Origin of the sequence: Marinobacter qingdaonensis, from assembly GCF_034555935.1 — a bacterium.
Classification (GTDB): domain Bacteria; phylum Pseudomonadota; class Gammaproteobacteria; order Pseudomonadales; family Oleiphilaceae; genus Marinobacter; species Marinobacter qingdaonensis.
In genome coordinates, this window is record NZ_JAYDCJ010000001.1 from 677,131 (window position 1) to 696,060 (window position 18,930).

The window sequence follows — 18,930 nt, forward strand, 5'->3', positions numbered from 1 at the left end:
AGGCTTACCCCCGTTCCCCGGCTGTCTTTGCCAGCGCATTGGCGCCACCGACTTCCAGTTCAGGCTTCACATTCAGCAGTCGCAGTGCGTCACTCATGACCCGGGCAAACACCGGCGCGGCCACTTCCCCGCCGTAGTATTCCCCGGACTGCGGCGCATCAACGGCCACAACCGTGACAATTCTCGGGTTATCAATGGGCGCCATGCCGGCAAAGATCGCCTTGTACTGGCTGTCCTCATAACCCTGCTTGCCGACGAGATGGACGGTCCCGGTCTTGCCACCCGCCGAGTAGAAACCGGGCTGGGCACGCTTGCCGGTGCCCTTGGACACCACCTCACGGAGCATGTTGCGGACTTCGTGGGTCACTTTTTCTGAGAGTACCCGCTGACCTTCTGGTTCCCGGTCCTGTTTGATCAGACTCAGGGGATAGCGCACCCCACCGTTGGCGATGACCATGTAGGCCTGGGCCAATTGCAGGGCATTGACGCTCATGCCGTAGCCATAGGACAGGGTGGCCTCCTCCACCGGGCGCCATTTTGGCGGTGACGGCAACACACCGACGGCCTCGCCCGGGAAGCCGATTCCGGTAGGCTGACCGAGGCCAAGGCGGCTGTACAGGTCGCGAATGGTATCGCCACCCAGGTCGGTGGCGATTTTGCTGATGCCAACGTTACTGGATTTGGCAATGATATCGGTGAGGTTCATCACCCCGTAATTGCGATGGTCGCGGATGGTGAAGCGACCAAACCGGCGGTAGCCGGGCGCCGTATCGATGGTGGTGTTGATGGAATACCGCCCGGACTCCAGGGCCGCCGCCATGCTGATCGGCTTCATGGTGGAGCCGGGTTCGAACAGATCGGTGATGGCCTTGTTGCGCAGGTTTTCCGCCGACAGCTGGCTGCGGTCGTTGGGGTTGTAGGAGCCCTGGTTCACCATGGCAAGCACTTCGCCGGTGTCCACGTCGAGCATGACCAGGGTGCCACCCCGGGCATCGTGGGCCCCCACCACGGCCTTCAGCTCGCGGTAGGCCAGGTACTGCAGACGCAGATCAATGCTCAGCTGCAGGTTGTGTCCCGGGCTGGCGTCACGAATGAGGGTCAGATCCTTGATGACCCGACCACGGTTGTCCTTGAGCACGCGCTTGCGGCCGGATTCCCCGGATAACCATTGGTTGTAGGCCAGCTCCATGCCCTCCTGACCGCGCTCGTCAATGTTGGTAAAGCCAACAATGTGAGCGGTCACTTCACCAGCAGGATAGTAGCGGCGGTATTCCTGCCGGGTGTAGACCCCGTCGATGTCGAGCGCCATGACCTCTCGGGCCAGCCCGGGCTGAACCTTGCGACGCAGGTAGATGAACTCCCGGCTGGCGTAGGCCCGCAGCCGATCGCGCAGGTTGGCCTCGGAAATATTGAGCAGACGGGCCAGGTTAGTAAGCCGGGCCTCGTCGGGATTGGTTTCGGACGGGTTCGCCCAGATGGTCTGCACCGGCGTGCTGACGGCCAGGGGTTCGCCGTAGCGGTCGGAGATGACGCCACGATGGGCGTCGATGGACTCCACCCGGATGGTCCGGACGTCGCCCTGCTTGCGCAAAAACTCGTTGTCGACGATGTGCAGGTCCACCAGCCGCCAGGCCAGGACGGCGACCACCATCAGGAAAACGCCCAGCACGGAGCCATAGCGCCAGGCCTTGAGGCCGGACGCCACTCGTTTGCTCCAGGTTGTCTGAGCTCCCTGACCGGACAAATCGTTCACCCTGACGGCTGTTGTTATCGTGTTTTATTGGACCAATGTCGGCGACATCAACGGTACCAAGACAATATCCTGACGGCCCGGCACCACCATCCCGAAGCGCTCTGCCGCCAGTTTCTCCACCCGACCATGCGCACTCAGTGCGCTCTGCTCTAGCAGCAGCTGACTCCACTCCTGCTGGTAACGGTCCCGCTCACCCTGCAGGTGAGTCAAGGTATTGAACAGTTCGCGGTTCTCGTGAGCACTGACCACCACGCCGATGGACGACGCCACCAGCAGGGTCACCAGTGCCAGGGAAATCACCACGTTGCGCTGACGGGTGGCATCGAACACCTGCCGCGAAATCCGCACGGCCGCGGCAACGCCGTGGCGCACCCGCTGCTTGTTGAGCTTGGCCGTCTTGACCGGCTGCTCTATCGCTACCGCACCCATGCCTAAGCACTCCCTTTCGATTTGGATTCTGAATCAACGCGCTCCAGCACACGCATCACCGCGCTGCGGGCCCGTACGTTGTCACGAACTTCATCGGCGCCAGCCTTGGCCGCCTTGCCAATCAGCCGGAAGCCCGAGGCTTCCTGGTCGGCAGTCACCGGGATACCTCGAGGCAGCTGCGGCCCCCGGGCCAGATCCCGCATGAATCGCTTGACCACGCGGTCTTCCAGGGAATGAAAACTGATCACCACCAGGCGACCACCCGGTGCCAGCCGATCCACCGCGGCCTGGAGCCCCACTTCCAGGTCTTCCAGCTCGCGATTGATAAAGATCCGGATGGCCTGGAAGGTCCGGGTCGCCGGATGCTTGTGCTTGTCCTTTTTCGGCACGGCCTCGGCCACCAGCTCCGCCAACTGGCGCGTCGTTTCGATGGCCTCTTCCTGACGACGGCTGACAATGAATCGGGCGATACGGCGAGAAAACCGCTCCTCGCCGTATCGCCAGATCACATTCGCAATGTCTTTTTCGTCGGCCTGCGCCAGCCACTCGGCAGCACTGGGCGACTGCTGCGGATTCATCCGCATGTCCAGGGGCCCGTCGCGCATGAAACTGAATCCGCGTGCGGCGTCGTCCAGCTGAGGCGACGACACCCCCAGATCCATCAGCACACCGTTTACCTGCGGCCAGCCGCGGCCAGACAGAGCCGACTCCAGGTCCGCGAAGGAACCGTGAAACCAGGAGAAGCGGCCATCGTCATCGGCCAGCTGCCTGGCCACGCCAATGGCTTCCGGGTCCTTATCGATACCCAGAAGCTGGCCGCCTTCACCGAGGCCACGCAAAATAAGCCGACTGTGGCCACCACGACCAAAGGTCGCGTCCACGTATGCACCATCGGGGTCGTTAATCAGGAACTCGACCGCCGAATCCAGAAGGACCGAGCGATGCGGGAGTGCCGCCCCGGCCTTCTGCTTGCGATCGGAGGTCATAGGGAAAGCGCCTCCATCTCCGGCGGCATGTCGTCGTCGCCGGAGGACTCATCGAGCCAGGCGAACCAGCGCTCTTCGCTCCACAACTCCAGCTTTTTTCCCTGGCCAATCAGCATCAGCTTTTTCTCGAGGTAGGCGTAACTTCTCAGTGTCGGCGGAATCAGGATACGCCCGGCGGAGTCCAGCTCCATGGGCGCGGCATTACCAAGCAGTAACCGCTGCAGCCGACGGGCCGCCTTGTTCATGTTCGGCAAGGCCTCAATTTTCGGACGCAACTCTTCCCACTCGGGCTCGGGATAGACCAGCAGGCAGCGCTCTTCGTCGGCGTTGGCCGTCAATACAATGCGACCGCCACAGGTCTGCGCGAGTTCCTCGCGGACCTTGGCGGGGATCGCCAGGCGACCCTTTGCATCCATATTGATGGCATGACTGCCGAGAAAATTGCTCATTTATGCCGTCTCAGAGAGCCTCAAATCCACAAAAAACCACTAGAAACCACTTTTTCCCACTTCTGCACACTATAGAAACACCCAAATCACAATGCAAGCGCCGCAAGCGGCGTCGCACTGGCAAAAGTTCCTTTAATGACAAGCAGTTACAGCCAAGGATTTGAGAAGCTGACTAGATTACGGTAAAGAAAGGATGAAAAATCAATCACCTGCAGAAACGTCTGAAGAAGGCAAGTTAGGTGTAAGAATTTTTGGCTATAACAGAGAACATCGACAACATGCCGACATAATATGAGAAAGAAAGGAGAAGCTCGCCGATAAGCCGGGTTCTGTCGTGGACAGTCATTCATCTAGGACCTGCGTCACCACAGGCCTCAAGCAACCTACCCGAATCCAGCGCGGGCCACGCCATTGGATTCCTATTTGGTCTTGCTCCAGGTGGGGTTTACCATCGCCGTGGACTGTTGCCAGCCACGCGGTGCGCTCTTACCGCACCGTTTCACCCTTACCGGCGCCCGAAGGCGCTTAGGCGGTCTGCTTTCTGTTGCACTTTCCGTCGGCTCACGCCGCCCAGGCGTTACCTGGCACCTTGCCCTGCGGAGCCCGGACTTTCCTCCCCCGGCGATGGCCGGCGGCGACTGTCTGGCGAGCTCGGGCGAGACAATACTCCTGCCCCTCCAGCCTTGCAAGGAAAAGAACCCGTTAATCGCCCTGCTTCAACGCCAGCGCCCGTTGGTACATCTCGTTCTTCGGACGCCCACTGAGCTCGGACGCGAGCTTGGCCACTTTCTTGACCGGCAGCTCCGGCAACAGCAGACGAATCAGGCGATCCACATCCAGGGCGCCCGCCTGTTCCGCGTCGGCGACCGGCTCGACGCCCCGCACCATCACCACAAACTCACCCTTGGTGCCGTGAGGATCGGCCGCCAGGGCCGACTGCACCTCACGCACCGATCCGGCGTAGAAGGTTTCAAAGGCCTTCGTCAACTCGCGGCCAAGCACCAGTTCCCGCGACTCGCCAAGCACCTCGGCCATGTCATCGACGGCATCGAGAATTCGGTGCGGCGACTCGTAGAACACCAGCGTTGCCGATTCCCGCGCCAGCTCGGTCAACGCCGACCGCCGACCCGTGCGTTTGGCAGGCAGAAACCCGACAAACAGGAACCGGTCGGTCGGCAGACCCGCAGCACTCAGGGCGGTAACCAGCGCACACGGCCCCGGAATCGGCGTTACCGTCAGCCCTCGGTCCCGGGCCGCGCGCACCAGCACATAGCCCGGATCGGAAATCAGCGGCGTGCCGGCATCGGAGATCAGCGCTACGCTGCGCCCCGATTCCAGCTCCGCCAACAAGGCGCCAGCCCGGTCGCGCTCATTGTGGTCGTGCAGCGCGATCAGGCGCTTGTGCAGCCCCAGATGCTGCAGCAGTCGACCGCTGTGGCGGGTATCTTCGGCCGCAACCACGTCCACCCCGGCCAGGACCTTTTCGGCCCGGGGCGAGAGGTCATCCAGATTGCCGATCGGGGTCGCCACTATATAAAGCACCCCGGCTGCGCCGACACTGGTTTCCGCTGCCGGTCTCGTCTCGTCGTCCACGTTTTTCAAACTGCCTGCCTCATTAATGCCGCCCGCCCATGACACTTACGTCATGTGAATTGAATCGGGAGCTGTTAAACTTGCCACCGTTGGATCGGCGCCACAAGCCCAATTATCCGGAGTACTTCGAGCTTGCCATGATCAGAATCCCCAGCAATCACCGAGCCCTAGCCACGGCACTCACCGTCGCCCTGCTGTCCGCAGGCTGCGCCAGCGTGAACCTCCAGACCCACGTCGCCCAGACCCCGGATCAGGCGCTGGAGCTGGCCGGACAGGAGCAGAACCGTGAGACCGCGCAACGCTACCTGCTGCGAATCGCCAGCCGATTCCAGGACCAGGGCGATCACCAGGCGGCGCGTACGCTACTGCAAAGCGAGCAACTGGCGCAATTGGCGCCAAGCCTGGAAAACCAGCAGCGACTGCTGGCGATGGCCAGCGCCACGGCACTGAAGGATGAACGCTGGGCTCGCGAGCTGACCGAAGACCTTGCCCCCGACGCCATCATCAACTACGAACCGGAACTGATGGGCCTTGCCGCGCAACTGCAAGCCCAGACCTACGAACTGGCCGGCCAACCGCTGCCAGGGGCCATGACACTGGTGCTGCTGACCCAGACCGACAGCAACGCCAACCCCCAGCAACTTCATGACCAGATCTGGCAACTGCTGACGGCCGCTGACGACACCGAACTCGAATCGACCACCCAGTCCGCCATCGGCTACGAGGCCGAAGGCTGGCTGGAATTGACCGCCGCCGTGCGCGCGTCGAGCAACGAACTGGACCAACAGGGCCGCGCCATCCGCAGCTGGCAGAACAACTGGCCCGGCCATCCCGCGGCCCAGGTACTGCCCTCTGAGCTGCAGCTGATTGCCACCCTGGTCGACAGCCGACCGGAAAAAATCGCCCTTGCGCTTCCCCTGAATGGCCCGCTGGCCTCGGCCGGCAAAGCCATCCGCGACGGCTTCATCGCCGCCTATTACATGGACTCGTCCGCGGACCGGGACGCCACCGACATTCGAGTGATTGATACCTCCAGCTCGGCTTTTGCCGAGCTTTATCAGGAGCTATCGGACGATGACATCGACCTGATCGTGGGCCCGCTGGAAAAGGAAGCGCTGGCCAGCCTGAGCACCATGAACACGCTCCCGGTGCCCGCCCTGGGCCTGAACTACCTGCCCGCGGGCAAGCGCGCCCCGGAAGGCCTCTACCAGTTCGGCCTCTCCGCCGAGGACGAGGCGCGCCAGATTGCCGACCGTCTGGCGGCCGAGGACATTCGTCAGGCTCTGGTGCTGATTCCCCAGGGCGAGTGGGGCGATCGAGTGGAAACGGCGCTGAAAGAGCGCATGGCCCGTCATGGCACCGTAGCCCTGGACGTGGAACGCTTCTTCCGGGACGACAACCTGCGCGCCGTCACCGCCGATCTGCTCGGCATCACCGTGTCCCGGGACCGGGCCATCCAGGTGGAGCGAACCATTGGCCTGGACGTCGAATTCGAACCTCGACGCCGCCAGGACGCCGAGGCCATTGTCATGGTCGCGGAACCCACCATCGCGCGTCAGTTCAAGCCGCTGTTTGCCTATTACTTCGGCGGTGATTTGCCCGTGTTCTCACCGTCAATCGTGTACGAAGGCAGCCCGGATCCGGCCCGGGATCGAGATCTTGACCGGGTGATCTTCACCGACACCCCCTGGGTCCTGGCATCGGACAACGAGCTGCGGGCCCGCGCCGACCAGCACCTGTCCGGCACCCGCGGCCAGCTCGGGCGCCTGTTTGCCATGGGCGCCGATGCCTGGCAACTCAGCAAGCGCCTGCCCCTGCTTCGCCAGGTCGACAGCGCCTCCATCCAGGGCCAGACCGGCGTCCTGACCATGACCGGCGAGGGCAGTATTCATCGGGAACAACTTTGGGCCCAGTTCCAGAATGGCAGCCCGCAGTTGCTGGCCGCTCCGGATCCCCGGCAGGAACGAGAGCCCGCGGAATCCGGAAACCGCATCGGGACCGGCACGGATTCCGACCAGTAAACCACCGCGACTCGGAACCAACATGCCATGGAAGGCAGAAAAGCATTGGGCACCCACTACGAGGGGGTTGCCGCCCGCTACCTCGCCCGTCGGGGCGTGCGCATACTGGCGCATAACGTATACAACCGGGGCGGCGAGATCGACCTGATCGGACGGGATGGGGACACGCTGGTGTTCTTTGAGGTGCGCTTCCGCAGCGCCGGGAGCTACACCGACCCGGCCGGATCCATCACCTACACCAAGCAGCGTCGACTCCTTCGGGCCGTGTCGTTTTATCTGCATCGACACCAGCACTGGGACACCGTGAGCCGGATCGATGTGGTCGCCATCAGCCCCGGAACGGTGAAGCAATACCGGGTACAATGGATCAAGAACGCAATTCAAGCAGGGTAATCAAACCGAATGACGGATACCGAACACCAGATCAACCAATGGTTCGCCAGCCACATGGAGCATACCGCACAGGCGGCCAGCACCGTTGGCCCGGATATCGAGGAAATGGCCGACGCCTTTGTCGGGGCGCTGCTGCAGGACGGCAAGATCATCACCTGCGCCAATGGCAACGCCAACATCCTGGCCCAGTATTTCTGTACGGCGCTACTGAACCGCTTTGACCAGGATCGCCCCGCCCTGCCGGCGATCAACCTGGGCGCCGACGCCACCACCTATTCCGCCATTTGCCGGGACAACCGCTTCAACGACACCTTCTCCCGCCAGGTTCGGGCCATCGGCAAACCGGGGGATCTGCTGTTTGTGATCGTGGATGATGGCCACAAGGCCAATCTGATTCAGGCCATTCAGGCGGCCCACGACCGGGAGATGAACGTTGTGGTGCTGAGCGCGCGGGAGAAATCCGACATCACCTCGCTCCTGCATCCGGAAGACCTCGAAATCGCCTTGAACGATCTGAGCCCGACCGAAGCCACGCCCTTGCTGCTGGTGATCATCAACGCCCTGTGCGGACTGGTCGACGCCAAGCTGTTTGGCGGGTAATAAAAAAGCCAGCAGGTGCTGGCTTTTTTTCGCATTCCTTCGACTTACTTGACGACCTTCAGCGTCGGGCGGCCTGACGGACGTTCGTCGCCACCCTGGCGCGGCTCGTCTTTGTCGCCCGGACCGTCAGGGTCCGGTGAGCCCGGCTCACTGCCGAACACCATGCCCTCGCCGTTTTCCTTGGCGTAGATCGCCATGACCGCCTGCAGGGGAATGAACACCTGCATGGGTACGCCGCCAAACCGGGCGCTGAATTCCAGCGCCCCGTTGCCAATGACCAGGCCACGGACGGCGCCGGGACTGATGTTGAGAACGATTTGCCCGTTAGCGACGTGTTCGGTCGGTACCTGCACGCCCTGAACACCGGCATCCACCACGATGTAGGGGGTGCAATCGTTGTCCAGTATCCACTCGTTGAACGCCCGAACCAGGTACGGCCGACTCGACGTCATGGTGATCTTGCTGTCAGGCACTGCTCTCTCCTGCCCAGGTGAACGGGTAACGTCAGTTTAGCTGCGCATGTCTTCTTCAAGGTCGGACAGACTGGCCTTGAAGCCGTCCCGACTGAAGATGCTGTCCATGTACTTCTGTAGCGGCCGCGCCTGCTTGTCATTCAGCTCGACACCCAGTGCCGGCAGACGCCACAGGATCGGTGCAATGCAGCAGTCCACAATGGTGAACTCTTCGGACAGGAAGAACGGCATCTCGCCGAACAGGGGCGCCGCGGCCAGCAGGCTTTCGCGCAGCTCCTTGCGTGCCGCTTCCGACGCCTTGGCGTTGGGCTGGGCGACGATCTGGTCCACCAGGCCACACCAGTCGCGCTGGATCCGGTGGATCATCAGTCGGCTGTTGGCGCGCGCGACCGGGTAGACCGGCAGCAGCGGCGGATGCGGGAACCGCTCGTCAAGGTATTCCATCATGATGTTGGGCTCGTACAGCACCAGATCACGATCCACCAGCGTCGGCAGGGCGTTGTACGGATTCATGTCGGCCAGTTCGGCCGGCGGGTTATCCGGATCCACATCCACGATGTCGACGGTGACACCCTTCTCTGCCAGGACAATACGCACACGGTGGCTGTAATGGCTGGCCGGATCCGAGAAAAACGTCATTGATGACCGCTTGGTCACAACGCCCATAGAACTACCTCACGAGTAAACAAACCGAAATGATCCCGACAAAAACGCAAAATTCCAGCGGGCCGGTTAGTGCCCGCTGGAAATCGGGAAACGGGATTATACCCTATTTCTTAATGCACGTCCTTCCAGTACTCACGATTGAGCAGGTAGGCAAAGACGAAGAAGATGGCCACGAAGATCAGGACGAAAATGCCCAGACGCTCGCGCTCCACCCGGATCGGGTCGCCCATGTAGGACATGAAGTTGGTCAGGTCGTACATTGCCTGATCGAACTCGGCGGCCGACATGCTGCCCTCAATGGCGTACTCGGGGCAGACATCCGCGTTGTTGATGTTGCCACTCAGGGGCTCAACACTGGCATCAACACCGATCTTCGGCTCAACGGCACAGAGGCCCTGGAGACCGACCATGACATGGGGCATACCAACGTTGGCAAAGACCACGTTGTTCACGCCCAGCGGTCGGGATTCGTCCTTGTAGAAGCCACGCAGATAGGAATAGACCCAGGACTCACCACGCAGACGGGTCTCGAGGGTCAGGTCCGGTGGCGGTGCACCGAACCAGTCCGCGGCCATGTCCTTGTTCATGGAGTTCTTCATCAACTCACCGATCTTGGCACCGGTGAAAATCAGATTTTCCTCGTACAGCTCGGCCGGAATCTCCAGATCATCGGACACGCGCTTGTAGCGAGCGTACTCCATGGAATGACAACCCATGCAGTAGTTGGTGAACAGGGCGGCACCACGCTGCAGCGACGCCTTGTTGGTGTGGTCGGTCTCGATGTGATCGAGTGGAACCGATCCGCCGGCCGCAAACCCGAGGGCCGGGACGATCGCGATGAAAAGACCAAAAATCAGCTTTCTCATTATCCCGTCACCCTCTCTGGCACTGGCTTGGTTTTTTCCATGCGCGTGTAGAACGGCATGAGAATGAAGTACAGGAAGTAGAGCACGGTCAGGATCTGAGCCACGGTGGTGCGGCCTTCGGTCGCCGGCACCAGGCCCAGATAGCCCAGCACAACAAAGCTGACCACCAGGATCGCCAGGGCGATGCGGCTCATCCAGCCTTTGTAGCGCATGGAGCGGACCGGGCTGCGATCCAGCCAGGGCAGCACGAACAGGATGGCAATGGCGCCACCCATCACGACCACACCCCAGAACTTGGCCGGCAGACCGAACAGGTCAACGGTGACCGCTCGCAGCATGGCGTAGAACGGCGTGAAGTACCAGACCGGGGCAATGTGCTCGGGCGTCTTCAGGGCGTTCGCAGGCTCGAAGTTCGGCTTCTCGATGAACAGGCCGCCGGCCTCCGGGAAGAAGAACACCACCACGAAGAAGATGAAGAAGAAGACCGCTACACCCAGCAGGTCGTGCACGGTGTAATACGGGTGGAACGGAATGCCATCTTTGGGGATGCCGTTCTCGTCCTTGTTCTTCTTGATGTCGATACCGTCCGGGTTGTTGGAACCCACTTCGTGCAGTGCCAGGATGTGCAGTACCACCAGACCAAGCAAGACGATCGGCAGGGCAACCACGTGCAGGGCGAAGAAACGGTTCAGGGTAATGCCGGAAATCAGGTAGTCACCACGAATCCACAGGGACAGGTCTTCACCAATCACCGGAATGGCGCCAAACAGGTTAACGATAACCTGGGCACCCCAGTAGGACATCTGGCCCCAGGGCAGCAGGTAACCCATGAAGGCTTCGGCCATGAGCATCAGGTAGATGAGCATACCGAAGATCCAAATCAGCTCGCGCGGCTTCTGGTAGGACCCGTACATCAGACCGCGGAACATGTGCAGATAGACTACGATGAAGAAGGCCGAGGCGCCGGTAGAGTGCAGATAGCGCAACAACCAGCCCCACTCGACATCCCGCATGATGTATTCAACCGAGGCAAAGGCGCCTTCGGCCGACGGGTTGTAGCTCATGGTCAGCCAGATCCCGGTGATCAACTGGTTGACCAGCACCAGCATGGCCAGGGAGCCAAAGAAGTACCAAATGTTGAAGTTCTTGGGCGCGTAGTACTTGCCGACGTGCTTGTTCCAGGCATCGACGACGGGCAGACGCTCATCGACCCAGTTCAGTAGCTTGTTCATTACGCCGCCTCCGGATCAAGTCCAATCGTGAGGGTCGCATCATCGTCAAAACGATAAGGCGGCACCTCGAGGTTCAAGGGCGCAGGCTGCGCATCGTATACCCGTCCGGCCAGGTCGTACTTGGAACCGTGACAGGGGCAGAACAGGCCGCCCAGCCAGTTTTCACCCAGATCCGCGGGCGCCACTTCCGGACGGTAGGACGGCACGCACCCCAGGTGCGTACACAGGCCGACAATCACGGCAATCTCGGGCTTCAAGGCACGATAAATACCATCGATGTAGGGCGGCTGCTGTGGCGATTCCGACTGGGGATCCTTAACCACGTCGTTGAGTTTCTCGATGTTCTCGAGCATCGCCTCATCGCGGCGGATGACCCAAACGGGCTTGCCACGCCATTCGACGGTAATTTGCTGACCGGGCTCCAGCTTGCTGACGTTGACAGTTACCGGCGCGCCCGCAGCTTCTGCTTTCGCGCTGGGGTTCCAGGACCCCAGAAAAGGTACTGCCGCACCAACAACGCCTACGCCACCGACCGCTGCTGTCGCGCCAATCAAGAACCGGCGCCGGCCTTGGCTCACGTCGCCATTACTCATTATGGTTTTCTCCCATCAGGCGATGTCACAGCCCGCAGAACCGCCGGCAATGTGCATCTAAAAGGACTTCACAACCCAAAAATATAAGCGCCCAAATGGTAATGAAATTGCCAAGTGCTTACAAGTCGGAAAGCCGGCACTGGCGGCCTTCACCTGCCTTGCACCTACCCCGGCGCACACCAATCGGGCATAAAAAAACCCGGCCAATTGGCCGGGTTCTTTGGGCTCTGCTCCCGCGCGATTAACGCTTGGAGAACTGAGGACGCTTACGCGCCTTCCGCAGACCCACTTTCTTACGCTCGACTTCACGGGCGTCACGGGTAACGTAGCCTGCCTTGCGCAGGGCCGGACGCAGAGTCTCGTCGTAATCCATCAGGGCACGGGTAAGACCGTGGCGAATCGCGCCGGCCTGACCGCTGATGCCACCACCCTTGACGGTGATGTTGATGTCGAACCGGTCAGTGGATTCCGCAACAACCAGCGGCTGACGAACGATCATGCGCAGGGTCTCGCGACCGAAGAACTCTTCGATGGAGCGACCGTTGATGGAGATGTTACCGCTTCCCGGCTTGATGAAAACCCGAGCCGTGGATGTCTTGCGGCGACCAGTACCGTAATTTTGTGCTACAGACATATCCGCCTTCCGTTAAATGTCGAGTTCTTTGGGCTGCTGGGCTGCGTGAGGATGCTCAGCGCCGGCATAGATTTTCAGCTTCTTGAACATGGCGCGGCCGAGCGGGCCCTTCGGAAGCATGCCTTTGACAGACTTCTGGATGATTTGCTCAGGCGCCTTGTCGACCAGCTTCTCGAAGTTGATGGACTTGATTCCACCCGGAAAGCCGGTGTGACTGTAGTACATCTTGTCAGATGACTTCTTGCCGGTAACCCGCACTTGGCTCGCGTTGATAACCACGATGTAATCGCCAGTGTCTACATGAGGGGTGTACTCAGGCTTATGCTTGCCCCGCAGACGACGGGCGATTTCGGTTGACAGACGACCCAGCGTCTTGCCGGCTGCGTCTACAACGTACCAGTCACGTTTTACTGTTTCTGGTTTCGCACTCAGAGTCTTCATTGATTCCGCCTTGAACGCTATATAAGAAACGTTAAAAACCACCGCCGGTACATGCTTGGCATCCGGAGGCAGTTTGTACCTGTAATAATGCGGCAGTGACACCGTTCGGGGCTGAGACAGTGACATCGCCTTGAAAAGCCAGGGCGCGAAGTATACTCGAACTCCCAAAGAAAGCCAACCCCGAACCCCGGTGTTTCGTTATTCCCCTATGCGTTCCCGGCGCCAGCCGTAGAGCTCCTCCACATTCGCCAACAATTGGGGCGCGAGGGCTTGCGGGGAGGTGCCCCGCAGCTCCGCCAGTGCCGCCAGAATGCCGCCGAGATAGGCCGGGGAATTCTGCCCCGGGCGCACACCTTCGGGCGCCATGTCGGGCGCATCCGTTTCCAGGACCAGCGCCGCGAGCGGCAATCGGGCCAGGGTGTCCCGGGTCTTTCGGGCCCGGTCATGGGTAATCACGCCCCCGACCCCGATTTTGCACCCCAGGTCCACCAGCTTCGCGGCTTGCTGGTAACTGCCGGAGAAGCCGTGAATCAGGGCAGCGCCGCTCCAATGGCAACGGTTGAGCACACCGTGAACGTCGTCGTGGGTCTTGACCGAGTGAATGACCAGCGGACGCTCGAGTCGTTGGGCCAAGCTTACCTGGGCCTCGAACAACGGATACTGCTCGGCCAGACTGCCGCCCCGCAGCCGATCCAGACCGCACTCGCCGATGGCGACGCAGCGTTCGGGGTCGGCCGTGAGCCACTCCTCGATCAGGTCGAGATCGGCGAGTCGATGGTCGGCGCTGAACCAGGGGTGAATTCCCAGGCAGTAATACACATCCGGATAGGCTAGCGCCGTGTCCCGCACCCTGGCCCAGTCCTCTCGACGCACGCCCGGGATCACCAGGCGCTGAAGCCCCGCCGCCCGTGCCTTGCCGAGCTCGGTGTCACGACACCCATCGAACCGAGGGAAATCAAAATGACAATGAGCGTCGACGAATTGCACCTGCTCCTCCCGACCGGGCTCAGTGCTCCCGGGTCTTGTGGAACTGAATGTCCGGGAATCGCTCCTGGGCCAGGTTCAGGTTAACCATGGTCGGGGCGATGTAGGCCAGCCGGTCACTGCCATCCAGCGCCAGGTTGTCGCCGTTCTTGCGCTGGAACTCGTCCAGCTTGCGCTCGTCCTGACAGGTGACCCAACGAGCGGTCGCCACGTTGATGGGCTCGTAGATGGCCTCAACCTTGTATTCGCTCTTCAGGCGACTGACCACCACATCGAACTGGAGCACCCCGACCGCACCGACGATCAGGTCGTTGTTGCGGACCGGCCGGAAGACCTGGACCGCGCCCTCCTCCGACAGCTGGATCAGCCCTTTCTGCAGCTGCTTGGCTTTCAACGGGTCCTTCAAACGGATCCGGCGGAACAGTTCCGGGGCGAAGTTCGGGATGCCGGTGAACTTCATGCTGTCGCCGGCCGTGAAGGTATCGCCGAGCTGAATGGTGCCGTGGTTGTGCAGGCCGATGATGTCGCCGGCAAAGGCCTCGTCGGCGTGCTCGCGATCGCCGGCCATGAAGGTCAGGGCGTCGGAGAACCGCACGTCCTTGCCAATCCGGACGTGCCGGGCCTTCATGCCCTGGCTGTACTTGCCGGACACGATCCGCAGGAACGCCACCCGGTCCCGATGCTGCGGGTCCATATTGGCCTGGATCTTGAAGACAAAGCCCGAGAAGCCATCTTCGGCCGGCTCCACCAGACGCTGGTCGGTGTCCCGCGCCTGCGGCTCGGGCGCCCATTTCACCAGACCATCCAGCATGTGATCGACACCGAAGTTACCCAGTGCAGTACCGAAGAACACCGGCGTCAGCTCGCCCGCCAGGAAGGCTTCCTGATCGAACTCATGGGATGCACCTTTGACCAGTTCGATTTCGTCCCGCAGATCCGCAGCGTAGGCACCAAGCGCCTCATCCAGTTCCGGGTTGTCCAGGCCGGCAATGATGCGGGCGTCCTGGATGGTGTGCCCCTGGCCGGACTGGTACAGGATGACCTCGTCCCGGTGCAGGTGGTAAACCCCCTTGAAGCTCTTGCCCATGCCGATGGGCCAGGTAATGGGCGCGCAGGCGATGTTCAGCACCTCCTCGACCTCGTCCATCAGCTCCACCGGGTCCCGGGTGTCCCGGTCCAGCTTGTTCATGAAAGTCAGGATCGGGGTATCCCGCAGCCGGGTAACCTCCATCAGCTTGATGGTGCGGTCCTCAACGCCCTTGGCGCTGTCGATCACCATCAGGCAGGAATCCACGGCGGTCAGGGTTCGATAGGTGTCCTCGGAGAAGTCCTCGTGGCCCGGCGTATCCAGCAGGTTGACCAGCTTGCCGCCGTAGGGGAACTGCATCACCGAGGTGGTCACGGAGATGCCCCGCTCCTTCTCCATTTCCATCCAGTCGGACTTGGCGTGCTGACCGGACTTCTTGCCTTTGACGGTGCCGGCCTTCTGGATGGCCTGACCGAACAGCAGAACCTTTTCGGTGATGGTGGTTTTACCGGCATCCGGGTGCGAGATGATCGCGAAGGTGCGGCGCTTGGCCACTTCCTTGGAGAGGTTAGACATAATCGCTAGGTAACCTGAATCAGATGGTCTGAGAAACCCGCTATTATAGGGGCTAAGCCCGGCCGACGCGAACCAGGTAAACCGGGGTCAGCGGGAAAACCGGAGCGCCATGACCCGGGCATCTTCACGACCCTGCGCCGCCGGGTAATAGCCGGGCCGGCGGCCAATCTCCTCGAAGCCCTCGGCTTGATACAGGCGGTATGCTGCCTCGTTGCTGACCCGGACCTCCAGCAGGGTCTGGAACATCTGCTCACGCCCGGCCTCGGACAGCAGATGCCGCAACAACAGGCGGCCGGCACCCTGGCGCTGGCGCCGCGGATCCACACAGAGGTTGAGCAGGTGGGCCTCGTCGGCGAGGTAGGCAACCACGGCGTAGGCGACCAGTCGCCCGTCGCGGCACCCGGCCCAAAGGCGATAATTGTCCCGGAAACAGTCCCGAAACACGGCCTCGGTCCAGGGATGGGAGTACCCGAGCCGCTCAATCTCCAACACCTCGGGCAGATCGTCCGCGGCCAATGAGCGGATATGCAGCGTCTCGGTCTGACTGCACCGACACGCGTTCTGGCTGGGGCTCATGGCCCGGCCAGCGCCTTGATGGCCTGCCAGAGCCCCCGCTTGAGCGTCGGGCTGACGGCCAGTTCGGCCAGGGTATGTGGGTAGGCAATGGCAGGTTCGATACCCGCAATGTGTTGCAGGCCACCCGCACCAGATTCCTCGGCGGGCGCAACCCCCAGGGCGATTACTTTCCGCCCCTCGGCGCCGGCAAGGACATGGGCCATGACCGCACGCAGGTCGGTCAGGGAATTCCCGGGCGCCCGGAGGTTGTTGAACACCGGCCAGCGCAGGTTGCCGTGTGATTGCGCGGAAGCCTCACCGAGGCTCCGGAGAATGTTGGTTGCCAGGGTTTGCTGCAGCCTCAGGCTGGCGTCGCTGGAGAGACCAGCTACCAGGGCAACCCGCTCGCCAACCCAGACGTTGAGATTCAAAACCGGAACCGGCTCGGTCGCAGGCGCAACCGGTACCGCAGGCTCCGTCGTTTCCGCCACCGGGGCCTTGGCCGACTGGACCGCGGCATCCGGCGTCGAGGGCCGCTTGTCGCCGGCTGGCGATTCCATCAGCGCCTGCAGGTTCGCCACCCGTGCGGCTCCTTCGCCATCACGCCCGGCCTCGCGCGCACCATGACTCCCACCTGGGCGCCGCTCGGGCGTAGGCCGAGGCCCAGCACCCGAGGGCATCGCCCCCGGCTGTTGCTGCGCATACCCCTGGACCGGCTCCGGGCCAACTTCAGCGTCACTGAAGTCGAACTCTGGGCTGGGCGCCGCTCCGGGCAGCGGCTCGCGCGCGTACCACATCCGGATACCGGCAGCGCCGAGGTAAAACTGTCGCTCCGACTCAGCTGCGATCATGACGGGTCACCAACTCTGAACATAAGGCCTTTAAACGTCTGCCACCTGCGGGTGCTGGCGAATGCCACCACGGCTGATCAGGTTCAGCGCCTCAATGTAAGCCTTGGCGGACGCGATGATGATATCCGTGTCGGCGCCCACGCCATTCACGATACGACCGCCCCGCTCCAGACGTACGGTGACCTCACCCTGGGCATCGGTGCCACTGGTGATGTTGTTGACCGAGTACAGCTGCAGGTTACACCCGGAATCCACCAGGGATTCGATGGCCTTGAAGGTCGCATCCACCGGCCCACTGCCTTCCGCTTCCACCTTATGCTCCTTGCCGTCCAGGGTCAGGGTCAGGCTGGCCTTGGGCACCACGCCGGTCTCCGAGCACACCTGCATGCACACCAGGCCATACCGGCCAATCTCTTCTTTCTGGCGGGTATCGCTGGCAATGGCCTGCAGGTCTTCGTCAAAAATTTCATGCTTGAGATCGGCCAGGGCCTTGAAGCGGGTAAAGGCCTCGTTCAGTTCGGTTTCGGTCTCGAACTGAATGCCCAGCTCCAGCAAACGGGTGCGGAAGGCGTTGCGTCCGGAATGTTTGCCCAGCACCAGGCTGTTGGTGTGCCAGCCGACATCTTCAGCCCGCATGATCTCGTAGGTTTCCCGGTGCTTGAGCACGCCGTCCTGATGGATACCGGACTCGTGGGCGAAGGCGTTGGCGCCGACAATGGCCTTGTTGGGCTGGACCGGGAAGCCGGTGATAGTCGAGACCAGTCGGGACGCCGGCACGATGTGCCGGGTGTCGATCCGGGTATCGATGTTGAACAGGTCCTGGCGGGTCCGCACAGCCATGACAATCTCTTCCAGGGAAGCATTGCCCGCGCGCTCTCCCAGGCCATTGATGGTGCATTCGACCTGGCGCGCGCCCTGGGTAACCGCTGCCAGGGAATTGGCCACGGCCAGGCCCAGGTCGTTATGGCAGTGCACCGAGAAAATCGCCTTGTCGGCGTTCGGAATCCGGTTCAGCAACTGGTGGATGGTGTGACCGAACTGCTCCGGGATCGCGTAACCCACGGTGTCCGGGATGTTGATGGTCCGGGCGCCGGCATCAATGGCGGCCTCGATGATCCGGCACAGGAAATCCAGCTCGGAGCGACCGGCGTCTTCGCAGGAAAACTCCACGTCCTCGACGTGGCTGCGGGCGCGCTTGACCGCCCGAACCGCCTGCTCAATCACTTCGTCCGGCTGCATCTGCAGCTTGTGCTTCATGTGAATGGGCGAGGTGGCAATAAAGGTATGGATGCGGCCGCTTTCGGCCGGCTGAATAGCCTCTGCCGCGCGGTCGATGTCCTTGTCCAGGGCCCGGGCCAGGCTGCACACGGTGGACTCCTTGATGGTCTCAGCGATCGCCTTCACCGCTTCGAAGTCACCTTGGCTGGCGATGGCAAATCCCGCCTCGATCACGTCCACGCGGAGCTTCTCCAACGCCTTGGCAATCCGGAGTTTTTCCGTCTTGTTCATGGTTGCCCCGGGGCTCTGTTCGCCGTCGCGGAGCGTGGTATCGAAGATTACCAGATGATCTTGGGCGGGCATTCGCGGGCTCCATCAGGAAAGTTGGCTCAGTAGCCTGGAAGTATACCACTGACCGGGATTTTTTAGGGGGCAATAAAAAACCCCAACCGCTGTGCGATTGGGGTTTTCGGTATTAGGAGTCTGACGATGACCTACTCTCACATGGGCAAATGCCACACTACCATCGGCGCAGGCCTGTTTCACTTCTGAGTTCGGGATGGGATCAGGTGGTTCCAAGCCGCTATGGT

At 61.6% G+C, this 18,930-nt stretch carries 20 protein-coding genes, 1 rRNA gene and 1 other RNA gene; 3 read left to right on the plus strand and 19 right to left on the minus strand.

Translation table 11 applies throughout. From position 1 onward, the window contains the following. Positions 1-4 precede the first annotated feature (4 nt). The 6 genes from U5822_RS03170 to rsmI all read right to left on the minus strand — a co-directional run bounded on the left by U5822_RS03170 (position 5) and on the right by rsmI (position 5,210). Complete coding sequence (locus U5822_RS03170; RefSeq protein WP_322854168.1) at positions 5-1,744, minus strand: peptidoglycan D,D-transpeptidase FtsI family protein; 1,740 nt, start codon at positions 1,742-1,744, stop codon at positions 5-7. Between the two features lie 33 nt (positions 1,745-1,777). Beyond that, positions 1,778-2,182, minus strand: a complete 405-nt coding sequence (gene ftsL / locus U5822_RS03175; protein ID WP_322854169.1) for a cell division protein FtsL — start codon at positions 2,180-2,182, stop codon at positions 1,778-1,780. A 2-nt stretch (positions 2,183-2,184) separates the two neighbouring features. After that, entirely contained in the window at positions 2,185-3,168 is a 984-nt protein-coding gene (gene rsmH, locus U5822_RS03180; protein ID WP_322854170.1) for a 16S rRNA (cytosine(1402)-N(4))-methyltransferase RsmH, read from the minus strand. After that, positions 3,165-3,617 carry a division/cell wall cluster transcriptional repressor MraZ gene (gene mraZ, locus U5822_RS03185; RefSeq protein WP_322854171.1) on the minus strand — a complete coding sequence of 151 codons (453 nt, stop codon included), beginning with the start codon at positions 3,615-3,617 and terminating at the stop codon, positions 3,165-3,167. The genes rsmH and mraZ overlap by 4 nt, the downstream gene beginning before the upstream one ends. Before the next feature lie 302 nt (positions 3,618-3,919). Beyond that, positions 3,920-4,271, minus strand: an RNA gene (gene rnpB / locus U5822_RS03190) — RNase P RNA component class A. Positions 4,272-4,319: 48 nt separating this feature from the next. After that, entirely contained in the window at positions 4,320-5,210 is an 891-nt protein-coding gene (rsmI, locus tag U5822_RS03195) for a 16S rRNA (cytidine(1402)-2'-O)-methyltransferase (protein ID WP_322854203.1), read from the minus strand. Between the two features lie 80 nt (positions 5,211-5,290). Here rsmI and U5822_RS03200 point away from each other — a divergent pair, with 80 nt between their 5' ends. From U5822_RS03200 to U5822_RS03210, 3 genes are read left to right on the plus strand one after another with little or no spacing between them, the layout of a single operon-like run. Further along, positions 5,291-7,231 (plus strand): penicillin-binding protein activator, encoded by a 1,941-nt coding sequence (locus tag U5822_RS03200; protein WP_322854172.1) that lies wholly within the window; start codon positions 5,291-5,293, stop codon positions 7,229-7,231. 27 nt (positions 7,232-7,258) lie between these two features. Next, positions 7,259-7,624: a YraN family protein gene (locus U5822_RS03205; RefSeq protein WP_322854173.1), complete on the plus strand. Its 366-nt coding sequence runs from the start codon at positions 7,259-7,261 to the stop codon at positions 7,622-7,624. 9 nt (positions 7,625-7,633) lie between these two features. Continuing rightward, positions 7,634-8,224: an SIS domain-containing protein gene (locus U5822_RS03210; RefSeq protein ID WP_322854174.1), complete on the plus strand. Its 591-nt coding sequence runs from the start codon at positions 7,634-7,636 to the stop codon at positions 8,222-8,224. Positions 8,225-8,268: 44 nt separating this feature from the next. Here the strand turns inward: U5822_RS03210 and U5822_RS03215 are convergent, their stop codons facing one another. The 13 genes from U5822_RS03215 to rrf all read right to left on the minus strand — a co-directional run. Beyond that, on the minus strand, positions 8,269-8,676 hold the full coding sequence (locus tag U5822_RS03215) for a ClpXP protease specificity-enhancing factor (RefSeq protein ID WP_322854204.1): 408 nt from the start codon (positions 8,674-8,676) through the stop codon (positions 8,269-8,271). Positions 8,677-8,733: 57 nt separating this feature from the next. Beyond that, complete coding sequence (locus U5822_RS03220) at positions 8,734-9,363, minus strand: glutathione S-transferase N-terminal domain-containing protein (protein ID WP_322854175.1); 630 nt, start codon at positions 9,361-9,363, stop codon at positions 8,734-8,736. A 110-nt stretch (positions 9,364-9,473) separates the two neighbouring features. Further along, a complete protein-coding gene (locus tag U5822_RS03225) occupies positions 9,474-10,229 on the minus strand; it encodes a cytochrome c1 (protein WP_322854176.1) in 756 nt (251 codons plus the stop codon). Beyond that, positions 10,229-11,461: a cytochrome b gene (locus U5822_RS03230; RefSeq protein WP_322854177.1), complete on the minus strand. Its 1,233-nt coding sequence runs from the start codon at positions 11,459-11,461 to the stop codon at positions 10,229-10,231. The genes U5822_RS03225 and U5822_RS03230 overlap by 1 nt, the downstream gene beginning before the upstream one ends. Next, positions 11,461-12,054, minus strand: a complete 594-nt coding sequence (gene petA, locus U5822_RS03235; RefSeq protein ID WP_322854178.1) for a ubiquinol-cytochrome c reductase iron-sulfur subunit — start codon at positions 12,052-12,054, stop codon at positions 11,461-11,463. The genes U5822_RS03230 and petA overlap by 1 nt, the downstream gene beginning before the upstream one ends. 241 nt (positions 12,055-12,295) lie before the next feature. After that, a complete protein-coding gene (gene rpsI / locus U5822_RS03240) occupies positions 12,296-12,688 on the minus strand; it encodes a 30S ribosomal protein S9 (protein WP_322854179.1) in 393 nt (130 codons plus the stop codon). A 12-nt stretch (positions 12,689-12,700) separates the two neighbouring features. Next, a complete protein-coding gene (gene rplM / locus U5822_RS03245; protein WP_322854180.1) occupies positions 12,701-13,129 on the minus strand; it encodes a 50S ribosomal protein L13 in 429 nt (142 codons plus the stop codon). Positions 13,130-13,327: 198 nt separating this feature from the next. Beyond that, positions 13,328-14,116 (minus strand): TatD family hydrolase, encoded by a 789-nt coding sequence (locus U5822_RS03250; protein ID WP_322854181.1) that lies wholly within the window; start codon positions 14,114-14,116, stop codon positions 13,328-13,330. Between the two features lie 19 nt (positions 14,117-14,135). Next, positions 14,136-15,716 (minus strand): peptide chain release factor 3, encoded by a 1,581-nt coding sequence (gene prfC / locus U5822_RS03255; RefSeq protein ID WP_322854182.1) that lies wholly within the window; start codon positions 15,714-15,716, stop codon positions 14,136-14,138. 87 nt (positions 15,717-15,803) lie between these two features. Beyond that, positions 15,804-16,292, minus strand: coding sequence for a ribosomal protein S18-alanine N-acetyltransferase (gene rimI, locus U5822_RS03260; protein WP_322854183.1), 489 nt, complete (start codon positions 16,290-16,292; stop codon positions 15,804-15,806). Beyond that, on the minus strand, positions 16,289-16,852 hold the full coding sequence (locus U5822_RS03265) for a 2-isopropylmalate synthase (protein ID WP_322854184.1): 564 nt from the start codon (positions 16,850-16,852) through the stop codon (positions 16,289-16,291). Before U5822_RS03265 ends, rimI begins: the two co-directional genes overlap by 4 nt. Positions 16,853-17,152: 300 nt before the next feature. Further along, positions 17,153-18,703 carry a 2-isopropylmalate synthase gene (locus U5822_RS03270; protein ID WP_322854185.1) on the minus strand — a complete coding sequence of 517 codons (1,551 nt, stop codon included), beginning with the start codon at positions 18,701-18,703 and terminating at the stop codon, positions 17,153-17,155. 118 nt (positions 18,704-18,821) lie between these two features. Further along, positions 18,822-18,930, minus strand: a 5S ribosomal RNA gene (rrf, locus tag U5822_RS03275); the annotation flags it as partial.